This is a genomic window from Massilia sp. HP4 (genome assembly GCF_005222695.1).
Taxonomy (GTDB): Bacteria; Pseudomonadota; Gammaproteobacteria; order Burkholderiales; family Burkholderiaceae_D; genus Telluria.
Genome location: NZ_STGG01000012.1, coordinates 390,063 through 401,920, shown reverse-complemented (window position 1 = coordinate 401,920; position 11,858 = coordinate 390,063). Strand labels below are relative to the sequence as shown.

The following is an 11,858-nucleotide window of genomic DNA, read 5'->3' as shown; positions in this document are numbered from 1 at the left end:
GGTGTTCAGCACCAAACTTTGATCAAGTTCACATGCCCGACAGCATCTCGTCGTTATCGTTTCCTTTCGCAAAGAACAACGTGGGGAGACGCCAGCGATGACCAGCAAAGTTTTGTGGGGCGAGGGCCTGCTGTTACGCCCGCAACATTTCCAGCGCCAAGACGCGTATCACGAGCATTGCCTGTACAAGGGCGTCAAGGCGGCGCATCCGTATGCATGGGGGGTCGAGCAGGTCGAGATCGACCGCGAGGCGCTGGCCAGCGGCATGCTGCGGGTGCTGGGCCTGTCGCTGCGCTTCCAGGACGGCGAGCTGGTCGAGGCGCCCGGCATCGACGAGCTGCCCGGCACCGTCGACCTGAACCAGCTGCAGCAATCGGTGCAGGCCGTGACCTATTACGCGGCGCTGCCGGGACTGAAACCGTTCAATGCCAACTTCGTCCAGCCGGGCCAGGCGGCCACCACCACGCGCTTCCTGCAGGCCAACGAGGAAACGCCGGACCTGTACACGCAAGCGGCGCCGGTGCAGCTGGCCTACCTGAAGCGCGCGCTGCGGCTGGTCTCCGAATTCGAGCCGCGCGACGCCTACATCCACTTTCCGCTGCTGCGCGTGCGCAGGAGCAGCACCGGCGGCTTCGAGATCGACCCGGCGCTGGTGCCGCCATCGGTGTCGCTGGGCGCGGCGCCGGCGCTGTTCCAGCAGCTACGCCGCCTGCTCGACGCGCTGCAGGCCAAGGTCGGCGCGCTGTACGGCCACCACCGCGAACCGACCCGCAACGTGATCGAATTCCGCTCGGGCGATATGTCCTCGTTCTGGCTGCTGCACACGGCCAGCTCGGCGTATGCGGCGCTGTCGCACCACTTCAATCATCCGGCCCTGCACCCAGAGCGCCTGTTCGAGGCGCTGCTGGACGTGGCCGGCGGCCTGATGACGTTTTCCAAGAGCTGGACCCTGGCCGACCTGCCCAGTTACCAGCACCACGATCCCGGCCCCGCCTTCGCCAAGCTCTACCTGCTCATCCGTGAGCTGCTCGACACCGTGATCTCGGCCAAGTACTTCGGCATCGCCCTGAACGAGGTGCGGCCCTGCTACCACATCGGCATGCTCGACTCGGGCAAGATCGACGACGACACCACCTTCTATATCGCCGTCTCGGCCGACATCCCGGCGGTGGAACTGGTCGACGTGGCACCGCTGCGCTTCAAGGTCGGCGCGCCGGACGACGTCGAGAAGTTCGTGCTGTCGGCGCTGCCCGGCGTGCGCCTGCAGTACACGCCGCAACCGCCGGCCGCGATTCCCGTACGGCCCGATACCTGCTACTTCATCCTCGAGGCGAAAGGGCCTATGTACGAGCGCATGCTCAAGGCGCAGTCGATCTCGATCTATGTGCCGGCCGGGATGAAGGAACTCAGGCTCGAGTTGCTGGCGGTGATGTCCTAGAGCGGAAAGCGCGCCGATGAGAGCTTTTCCCGATCCCGCCTCGCTCGGCCTGTTCGGCACGGGCCTGAGCCAGCACGCGCGGCTCCTCACCCTGGCCAGCAGCCAGCAAAGCGGCTTGCCGCAATCGCTGGTGGCGGAGCGGTTCGCGGGGCGCGAAGCCGTCAACGCCTTGTTCCGCTTCGAAGTCGATGCGCTCAGCACCTCGACCGATCTCGATCTGTCTTTGTTCATCGGCGAAGAGCTGACCGTCGGGCTGCTGCAGCCGGACGGCGGCCGGCGCGCCTGGCATGGCCTGTGTACGGCGGCGTCCTGGGTCGGCGCCGATGGCGGCGTGGCCCGCTATCGCATGGTGCTCGAACCCGCGCTGGCGCTATTGACGCTGCGGCGCGATTGCTACCTGTTCCAGAACAAGACCGTGCGCGACATCGCCTGTGAATTACTGGCCGATTATCCACAGGTGAATGTCGCGTTCGAGGTGACGCAGGAATTGCCGGTGCGGCCGGTATGCACGCAGTACCGAGAAAGCGATTACGACTTCTTCGTGCGGCTGCTGGCATCCGAAGGCTTGAGCTGGCGCTTCGACCATGCGCAGCCGCTCGATGCGGCCGCGGCCGACCACGGGCAGGCGCGGCACCGGCTGGTGATCTTCGACCGGCGCGCACGCATCCCCGCGATGCCAGGAGGCGCCACGCTGCGCTTCCACGGCGTGCGGGCGACCGAGCGCGATGACGCGATCGACGCCTTCCACGCACGGCGCAAGGTCACGGCGAACGGCGTCAGCATCAGCAGCTGGAATCCGGCGGTCTTGCTGGCGCCGGCGGCCGAGTTGACTTCGCACCTCGATGCGGGCGCGCTGCCTGCGCTGTCCGTCCACGATGGCAGCGGCGAGCGTGTCGGCGGCGAGACCGGTGCGGCGGCGCGCGCCCACAGCGAATTGATGCTGCTGGCGCTGGAGTCGGGTAACAAGGTCTTTGAAGGCGCGGGAGCCGTACGGCGGCTAGCGGCCGGATATGGCTTTACGTTGAGCCAGCACGATCGCTATCCGGCCGGGGCCGATGCTTTTACAGTGTTATGGGTCCAGCACGAGGCACGCAACAAGTTCGAGACCGGGATCGCGGGCGCGTCGAAACAGGTCGAGAACGGCAGCTACCGCAATGCCTTCGCCTGCGTGCGCGATGTCGTCGCGCTGGTGCCCGCCGCGATCGTGGCGCCGCATCCTTGCACGAGCCTGGGACCGCAGACCGCGCTGGTGGTCGGCTTGCCGAATGCGGTCGCCACCAACACGCGCGACCATCAGGTGAAAGTGCAGTTTGCGTGGCAGCGTGGCGTCAATCCGAACCCCGGCGGCGTATCTCACAACCTGGATGAGCGGGGCAGCGCGCCCGGCAACGATGCTTGCGGCAGTTGGATACGCGTGGCCGAGGCGCTGGCCGGCCCGAACTGGGGCAGCGTGTTCACGCCACGCATCGGCACTGAGGTGCTGGTCGATTTTATCGAAGGCGATATCGACCGGCCGGTGATCGTGGCCCAACTGCATAACGGCGTCGACCTGCCGCCGTTTTCGGCTGGCGTGGATTCCGGCGCCGAGCATGCCGGTGTGCTGTCGGGGATTCATAGCCGGAACTTCGATGGCGGCGGATTCAATCAATGGCAGGTGGACGACACGGCTGGACAGCTGCGCACGCGGCTGGCCAGCAGCAGCGCCGGCAGCGAACTCCATCTCGGTTACCTGGTCGAGCAACCGCCCGGGACGTCGCAACGCGGGCGCTATCGCGGCAGCGGCTTCGAGCTGCGCACCGATGCCTGGGCGGTCGTGCGCGGCGGTGAAGGCGTGCTGCTGTCGACCAGTGCGCGGCCGCAACTCGGGAGCGGGATCGCGTCGACGCAGATGGATGTGGCGGAAGCGCTGGCGCAGTTCAAGGCGGCGCAGTCGTTGGGCGATGCGCTGCGGGACGCCGCGACCGCGCAGCAGGCACTGTTTAGTAGCGATGCGGCAAAGGCGCAGGAAGCATTCATCGAGCAGATCGATCCGAAGGCCAAGGGCAAGTACGACGGTGCGGTTGGTGGGCAGACGGCGCTCAAGGCCAAGGCGGGGTCGCGCGAACTCGATGGCGGGCAGCCGGTCGAGAAGTTCGGCTCGGCGATCGTGCTGATGGATTCGGCGGCCAGCGTGAACTGGGCGACGCCGGCGTCGACCGTCGTCTATGCGGGGCAGCAGATGCAGTGGACGACGCAGTCGGATCTGCACATCGCTGCGGGGCATACGGTGTCGACCGTGGCGGGCGGCGCGGCCAGCCTGTTCTCGCATGCGGGCGGGATCCAGGCGATTGCGGCGAATGGGCCGGTGTCGCTGCAGGCACATACGGATGGGCTGGAGATCCTGGCGGACAAGGAAGTCACCGTGATCTCGGTGAATGATCGGATCGAGATCAAGGCCAAGGAAAAGATCGTGCTGCAGGCGGGCGAGTCGGCGATCACGCTGGAAGGTGGGGATATTACCTTTGCTTGTCCAGGAAAGTTCTCGATCAAAGGTGGTAAACACCAATTTGACAAAGGCGGAAGCAGCCCAGCCAGTTTAGGCAGTTTGCCCGACTCGGATGCAAATCTCTTTGATGAAGCTTTCATCATACGTGATAAGGCAACTGGCGCACCACTTTCTCACGCCGATTACAGAATCAAGCGCGAAGACGGAACATTTGAGTATGGGAAAACGGATGGGAACGGCCTGACTCATATCGTCAGATCTGCCAAGCCAGAAACGGTGACTATCGAGGTTAAAGAATGACGAAGACGCCGACCGGAACAATCAAATGGGCGAATATCGGATCCTCAAGTACTTCGCCTGTTGAGCAGACAGTCAGAAGAATCGTAGAGCTGGACGTCTTCTATCTTGTTATAGGCTTTGAAGTAAATAGCGCCGATGCTTTCAAACATGAAATTCATGATCTCGCAATTGATTACGGCCACGCATTTTATTATGTCGTTAAAAATCTTAAAATAGTTCAATCCTTCAGCTTTGGACCTCATGGCCTTGGAAAGATAGGTTGGCTTGATAAAGGCCGAAGCACGGGAAAACAGATATATACCGTTGGCGCCATAAAAAAGGATGGAGTCAAGAATTCACGACCTGGCACTGCTGACTACGAGATCACTGAAAAAGTAAAATCTTTCAAAATTCCGATAACTGGAAAACAGGCAGATGCACTGATTCAAAACACTAATAAAGCACGAGCTGAGATATATAGTGGAAAATTAACCTACTCGGCAATAGTTAACGACACGTGCGCCGAAACTGCGAAGGAAATTCTCGACGATTCTAATATCGACACGCCCAGCGGCTTTGGCTGGATCAAGCATAGCAGCATCTCCGAGATTCCGATTGCATACGCTGTCAATCCCTACAAATGGCATAGAGCCTTCAAGGCCTCATACGACGAAGTTACTTTTCGTCCGGGTGATCCTCCCACATGGAGGCCGATAGTTGGCGAAGCTGATCCTATATATGGAACTCTATCATCGGCCAAGTCCGAATCAATTACTTAACTGTGGTTATGATTTCAACCCGACATCTACCTCTTCTCGTCATCATTCCGTTTCTTATGAGTTGTAAGGAGAAATCCTCTTCGTCGGTTGCACAGAAACTGGCTGAAATCGATCAAAGCCCGAGGACAGGCATGAACCAGATATCCATCCCCAATAAATATGACGACAAAAACATTCTTGAAATTCCATCCATAGTGGAGATGAATGATGACCAGAGGTCATATTTAATAAAATTGCTCTCCTCCATTCGTAGCGTCATTGATACGAGTTCCACACTGGAAATTGAAGAATCGAAAATTTTAGGCGAGGGCGATTTCTTCTGGCCCAAAGATCCGCAAAAGCCAGTCATGCGGTCAAAATTTTATTCGGCAGAAAATTTTCAGATTCGCGGGACTCGTCTACAAATAAGCAGGGAAGACATTTCACAAACATGGAACAAGGCCGGGATTTCAGTAACTCCTCAAAACTTTCCTATTGGTGTTTTTTCGATGAATCTTCCTGAACAATTCTATAACGACTATGTTCTCGTACATTCAGAACAGGAAAATCGACCAGAACATGGAATTAAAGACCCGATAGTCTTTGTTTTCGCCCACAGAACCGACAAGAAATTCTTTATGAAACTTGAGGCACGACGTGATGTAGCTAATGTTGCTGATGCTTTTCCCAAGAGCTTCCACGCGCTATGGTTTGAGCGAAAATGAACGATCTCGTCTTATGACAGCCACTCTATATATACCAACCACAGTAAAAAAATCATATATATATCTTATGACAAACCTCATTACCCGCATAAGCGAGGCACTTTGTTGTTAATCAGGTGAATTCCAGATCACATAATTAACGTTATCCAGACGAGGAAAACCATGCCAGGAGCAATCATCAGGCTCGGCGACAAGACTTCCCACGGCGGCGTCGTGCTCGAAGCCTCGCCCCACAGCGATATCGACGGCGTCGGCATCGCCCGCATGGGCGACAAGACCAGTTGCCCGATGCACGGCCCCGGACCGATCGTCGAAGGCGATGCGACCCTGATCGTCGACGGCAAGGCGGCGGCGCGGCATGGCGACAAGACCGCCTGCGGCGCCACCCTGATCGCCGGCCAGCAAACCACCATCGATCAGGTCTGATCCATGTCCACCACCACCACATTGCCACCGGCCCAGGGCTGGCTCAGCCGGATCGGCGGCAGGCTTGGCCGCCAGGCCGCCGCCCCTGCGCTGCCGCAAGCAGCCATCGAGGAACGGCGCAACCCTCCTGCGGTTCCCCCTTTAGCCATCCTCGCCGGCGCGCTGCGCACACCCCATGGCGCATCCGCCGGGGAACTGAACGCCGCACTGGCCGCCAACAAGGTCGATGCCGACCTCGATCGCACACTGGTGGACGACGACGGCCTTCCGGTCATGAGCGTGCGCTGCGGGCAGGCCATCGATGAACCGGTGCGCGAAGAAATCGCCGACTGGCTGACGGCCCACGCCGCGCCCGTGCCGCACTTGAGCGACGAGCAATGGCGCGCCCTGGTGCTCGGCACCGCCGTCCTGCGCGAGCTGGCCGGGCACGCCGCGGCGACCCTGCTACAGCACGACGGCGGCGCGCCAGCCTTGCAACTGGCGCCGGTGCTGCCGGACGACTGGCTACCCGAACAGCGGCAGGCAGCATCGATGTGGTGGCAGCAGGTGCTGGTCCAGTCGGGCTGGCCCGCGGCGCAGGCCGCCGTGGTGACGCCGGAATCGCCGCCGGCCTTCATCGCGCGCTTCGCACATGAAGCGGTGACGTCCACGACGCCGGTCGCCACGATCCTGCTCGCCTGCGCCTCGCATATCGGGCAGGAGACGGTCGACCGCTGGGCGGCGGCTGGCACGCTGTTTACGTCGGTTCACCCGCGCGGCCGTATTCCCGGCGAAGGCGCGGCTGGCCTGCTGCTGGCGCCGGTCGCGGGCGACGCCGGCCGCGTGAACCTGAGCCTCGACATCGAGGCCCGCGATCCTTCGCTCGCCAACCAGAAGCGCCTGTCCCATGACCAGCTGAACACGCTCGCCGAACGCCTGCTGCAGGGCGCGGCGGTGGCGCCGGCCGACATCGCCATGATCGTCGCCGACACCGGACCGGATACGCGGCAGGTGCTCGAACTGATGGAGTTCGCCAGCGCCAGCGCGCCGCACCTGGACAATGCCAGCGACATCGTGCGCCTGGGCCCGGCCTGCGGCGCATGCGGCGCGGTGCCCTTCGTCGCCGCGCTGGCAGTAGCGGCGCATGCGGCGCTGGAACACGGTGCGCCGCTGCTCTGTGTGAGCAATGACAACCCGGCCTTGCGCGCGCTGGCCCTGGTGCACCCCTTCCCGCCGTCCCAGGATGGATCATGAACTCACCCTACTATGCACCGTCTGGCCGCCTGCCGGTACAGGCCGTCGTGCTGGCCGCGGCCGGCGCGCTGCTGGTCGCCGTCCCCGCCTGGCTGTACGCCTGGCTCACGATCCACTCGCCCTTCGTCCTGCTCGACTGGTTTGCCATGATCGCTTTCGCGGTCGCCATGGGCTGGGTGGCCGAGCGCGCGGCGCGGCGCGGCAAGGCGCGCCATCCCGTGTGGATGGGGCGGCTGGGCCTGGCGATCGGCATCGCCGGCTGGTACGTCCACTGGGCTGCCTGGCTGGCCATCGCCGACGCGGGCAGCTTCACCGCCCTGCTCGCCGATCCGCAGGCCATGTGGCGCTACGCGATGGCCCTGGCGGACAGCGAAGTGCGCCGAATCGCCGGGATGCGGATCGAGAGCAGCGTGCTCGTCGCCGGCTGGATCGTCGAATTCATCCTGCTGACCATGTTGCCCCGCTCGCTGGCGCGCGGCGCCGCCGAAGCGCCGTTCTGCGAGCTGACGAATACCTGGGCGACGTCGTTCGCGCTGCCACGCAAATTCGCCTGGATCGACGAGCCCCAGGTCGTGGTACACCGGCTCGAAACGGCGCCCGGCCAGCTGCTCTCCATCCTCGACGCCTGCTGCGGGAAGGACCCGGTCCGCTACTGCGCGGTGACGCTGTACCGTGGCGGCGGCGACCCGTTCATCTCGATCGACAACGTCGAGGTCAGGCGGGACGCGAAAAAGGAAAAGACGACCACGCGACCGGTCCTCGCCTACCTGCGCCTGCCGGACATGGATGCCGACCGGCTCATCGAATACTGCGCCGTATCTACTCCCGAATCGATGCCGGAATCGACGCCAGGGTCGACGTCGGAATCGCCGCCCGCACCGGACGATCCGCCGGAACTGGTCGAGGCCATCGGCCACCTGACCGCAGGCCGCTTCGAGCAAGCGCTGGCCGGCGCCACGCCCCATGTCGCAGCGGCGCGCGACGAGCTGCGTGTCGATGCGATCCGCCTGTGCGCGTTTGCCAACGCCCGCCTTGGCCGCTGGTCCGAATCGCTGCGCTACTGGAATGCCTTGTTCGACGCCGAGCCCACTGCCTTCCATGCCTCGCAAGTGGGATGCTGCTACGCCATGACCGGCGAGTGTACCCAGGGCCAGGCGTGGATCGCCAGGGCGCGCGCACTCAATGCCGATTCAGACGAGATGCCCGACCCACAGATCGTGACCAGCTATATCTCGGCCTTGACCCAGGCCGGCCAGCCGGCGCGGGCCATGCCCTATCTCGAGGAAATCCGCGCGCTCTACACCGGCCTGGGCGTCATCGATCCCACCTTGCTGTTCGTGCGCCGCATCCCGCTGTTCGGCACCTTCCTGCAGAATAGCCTGCCCATCGTGCGCGCCGTGCTGGGCGACGCCGAAGGACGCGCCTGGTACACCGCCATGCTGGCCCATCTGGACCAGGCCGGACAGGACGAACTGGCATCCTGGCTCGACGCCAGTTTTGTCTCGATGACATCGAGCACGGTGGCGCCAGCCTGAAATAGCAGCAAATCCGCGACACTTGGCGGCATTCTTCTAATGCCTTTGAGCAACTAAACCATCGTCTCGCGTATGATGGAGAGCCTTACAACGAACATCCTGGCGCGGTATGAAAACGGATATGGCACACCTGGACGTGACGTTTGACGACGTCAGCGAGGCGGCCGACACCCTACAGAACGACAAGCAGCAGGTCACGATCGAGGCGGTGCGCGGCCTGATCGGCGCCGGCTCGACCAAGACCATCCACCAGCACCTGGCCGCCTGGCGCGCCAACCATGCCAAACCGGCCGAGCAGCCGAAGGCGGAAATGCCGCCCGAACTGCTCGCCGAGCTGGGCCGCTGGGCCCAGCAGTATGCGCAGGATGCCGGCGCCGGCATGCGCGACGCGCTGGCGCGCGCCGAGAGCGATATGGACGCGCTGCTCGCGGCCGGTAACGAACTCGAAACCGAGCGCGACGGCCTGAACGCCGATCTGACGGATGCGCGGGTCGCGCGCGAACAGGCGCAATTGATCGCCGATGAGCGCAACGAAGAGATCGAGCGCCTGACGGCCGAGCTGCGCAATGCGCGCCAGATCGCGGCCGACGCGCTGGTCGGCAAGGCCAAGGATCAGCTGGCGATCGACGGCAAGGATGCCCAGCTGGCCGACCTGCGCCAGCAGCTCGAGCGCAATGTGGCGGCCACGGCGGCCGAATCGGATGCGCGCCTGCGCGCCCAGATGGAGCTGGTCGGCGTCACGACCGAGCGCGACAACCTGGCGGCCGAGGTCCAGGAAATGCGCATCAAGCTCGACACCTCGCGCACCGAGCGCAGCAATCTGCGCGCCGAACTCGAAGCCCTGCGCACGCGCAAATAAGGCAATCGGCACGTCATCAAAGCCGCATAAAAAAAAGGCCTCGGTGCTGTCAAGCACCGAGGCCTTTTTGTCGGCTGCGGCATGCGCCGCAGCCATTCTCTACACCATCACTCCTGGCCAGCCGCCGGCACATCCAGCGTGACCGCCTTCAGGCCCAGCACGGCGCTGCTCTGCTGGCGGATCTGGTTGGCGAAAGCAGGATCGTCGTTCAGCTTGCGGCCGTACGAAGGAATCATTTCGTGCATCTTGGCTTGCCATGCAGGCGTTTCCAGCTTGTCCTTGAAGGCCGATGCCTTGAGCACCTTCAGCATGATCGGCGCGGCGGTCGAGGCGCCCGGCGATGCACCCAGCAGGGCAGTAATCGAGCCGTCGTTCGATGCCACGACTTCGGTGCCAAACTGCAGCAGGCCGCCCTTCTTCGGGTCATCCTTGACGATCTGGACGCGCTGGCCGGCATTGACCAGTTCCCAGTCCTCGAGCTTGGCTTCCGGGAAGTATTCACGCAGGGTGGCCACGCGGTCTTCCTGCGAGTTCATCACCTGCTCGACCAGGTACTTGGTCAGCGGGATGTTGTCGATGCCAGCTTGCACCATCGGACGCACATTGCCGGTGCCGATCGAAGCCGGCAGGTCGATCCACGAACCGTTCTTGAGGAACTTGGTCGAGAAGGTCGCGAACGGTCCGAACAGCAAGGCTTTCTTGCCGTCGATGATGCGGGTGTCCAGGTGCGGCACCGACATCGGCGGCGAGCCGACCGAGGCCTTGCCGTACACCTTGGCGTGGTGCGCCTCGATCAGCGCCGGGTTGGTGGTCACCAGCCACTGGCCGCCGACCGGGACGCCGCCGTAGCCCTTGGCTTCAGGAATGCCGGTCTTTTCCAGCAGCGGCAGCGCGCCGCCGCCGGCGCCGATGAACACGAACTTCGCGCTCACGGTCTTGAGCTTGTCGTCCGCTAGGTTCTTGACGGTCACGTTCCACAGGCCATTCTCGCCACGCTTGATGTCCTGCACTTCGCTGCGCAGGCTCAGGGTCATGCCGTGGGTGCCGGTCAGGTGCTTGACCATGCTGCGGGTCAGGGTGCCGTAGTTGACGTCGGTACCGATGTCCATGCGGGTCGCGGCCACTTTCTGGTTGGCGTCGCGGCCGTTCATGATCAGCGGCGCCCACTTGCGGATCGTCTCGTGATCCTCGGTGAACAGCATGCCCTTGAACAGGTTTTCCTTTTGCAGCGCGGCGTAGCGCTTGCGCAGGTAGTTGATGTTGTCGTCACCCCAGACAAAGGCCATGTGCGGCACATTGTTGATGAAGGTGTTCGGCGCGCCCAGGTATTGCTTCTGCACCTGGTAGGCCCAGAACTGCTTCGAGATTTCGAACTGTTCGTTGATGTCGACAGCCTTCTTGGTGTCGATGGTGCCGTCCGGCATTTCGGGCGTGTAGTTCAGCTCGGCGAAACCGGAGTGACCGGTGCCGGCATTGTTCATCGCATCGGAGCTTTCGGCCGAGACCGAATCCATGCGCTCGTACATCTCGATCGTGAGTTCAGGATCGAGTTCCTTGAGCATGGTGCCGAGGGTGGCGCTCATGACGCCGGCGCCGATCAGGACGACGTCGACCGGCTTGTCATTGGAAGGAGCGGGTGCTTTGCTGCACGATGCAACGATAAAGCAAGAAAGGACAACGAGAAGCGAGGTACGCATACGAGTATCACCTGAAAAATGTTTGCGATGGCCTGGCATGCAATCAGATTTATAAAGTTCAACGGCTCGGTAAAGGAATGTCTCCACACCGCCTGCTGGCGGCATGGAAGCACCGATAAGGAACGGGTTGTCGGGACCTGTCGCGGTCATTGAAAACAGCAACAAAACTCGGCAACCGACGCAGTGCGAAGGCGAGGCAACGGTCGACTCGATAACAGTCAAACCGGCTTTGCAGGCAACACGGATATGACGCGCTGACATCGATTGTCAGGCGGGCCAGTCGATATCCCTGGCGTCCATTGAGCGGGAAGTCCTATAGAGGACTGAGCGGAGTATAGCCCAAACAAATCAGGCTTGCGCGGGCCGCTGTCGGTAAACGGGTCGCTCTCAGTATTCGACCTGTTGCGTTCTAAGTAGTAGTAC

The 11,858-nt window shown here is 62.4% G+C and carries 9 protein-coding genes; 8 read left to right on the top strand and 1 reads right to left on the bottom strand.

All coding sequences use genetic code 11. The annotated features are described in order from the left end of the window. Positions 1–97 precede the first annotated feature (97 nt). The 8 genes from tssK to E8M83_RS07215 all read left to right on the top strand — a co-directional run bounded on the left by tssK (position 98) and on the right by E8M83_RS07215 (position 9,738). Positions 98–1,438, top strand: coding sequence for a type VI secretion system baseplate subunit TssK (tssK, locus tag E8M83_RS07250; RefSeq protein ID WP_137172680.1), 1,341 nt, complete (start codon positions 98–100; stop codon positions 1,436–1,438). A gap of 16 nt (positions 1,439–1,454) precedes the next feature. Further along, entirely contained in the window at positions 1,455–4,223 is a 2,769-nt protein-coding gene (locus E8M83_RS07245) for a type VI secretion system Vgr family protein (RefSeq protein WP_137172679.1), read from the top strand. After that, entirely contained in the window at positions 4,220–4,981 is a 762-nt protein-coding gene (locus E8M83_RS07240) for a hypothetical protein (RefSeq protein WP_137172678.1), read from the top strand. The genes E8M83_RS07245 and E8M83_RS07240 overlap by 4 nt, the downstream gene beginning before the upstream one ends. 131 nt (positions 4,982–5,112) lie before the next feature. Beyond that, a complete protein-coding gene (locus E8M83_RS07235; RefSeq protein WP_137172677.1) occupies positions 5,113–5,685 on the top strand; it encodes a hypothetical protein in 573 nt (190 codons plus the stop codon). A gap of 162 nt (positions 5,686–5,847) precedes the next feature. Beyond that, a complete protein-coding gene (locus E8M83_RS07230; RefSeq protein ID WP_137172676.1) occupies positions 5,848–6,111 on the top strand; it encodes a PAAR domain-containing protein in 264 nt (87 codons plus the stop codon). Positions 6,112–6,114: 3 nt separating this feature from the next. Next, positions 6,115–7,344, top strand: a complete 1,230-nt coding sequence (locus E8M83_RS07225) for a hypothetical protein (protein ID WP_137172675.1) — start codon at positions 6,115–6,117, stop codon at positions 7,342–7,344. Then, positions 7,341–8,879, top strand: coding sequence for a M48 family metallopeptidase (locus tag E8M83_RS07220; RefSeq protein ID WP_137172674.1), 1,539 nt, complete (start codon positions 7,341–7,343; stop codon positions 8,877–8,879). The genes E8M83_RS07225 and E8M83_RS07220 overlap by 4 nt, the downstream gene beginning before the upstream one ends. A gap of 121 nt (positions 8,880–9,000) precedes the next feature. After that, positions 9,001–9,738 (top strand): DNA-binding protein, encoded by a 738-nt coding sequence (locus tag E8M83_RS07215; protein ID WP_229491445.1) that lies wholly within the window; start codon positions 9,001–9,003, stop codon positions 9,736–9,738. A gap of 107 nt (positions 9,739–9,845) precedes the next feature. Here E8M83_RS07215 and mqo read toward each other — a convergent pair whose 3' ends face one another. Continuing rightward, positions 9,846–11,435, bottom strand: coding sequence for a malate dehydrogenase (quinone) (mqo, locus tag E8M83_RS07210; protein WP_137172672.1), 1,590 nt, complete (start codon positions 11,433–11,435; stop codon positions 9,846–9,848). Positions 11,436–11,858: the final 423 nt, after the last annotated feature.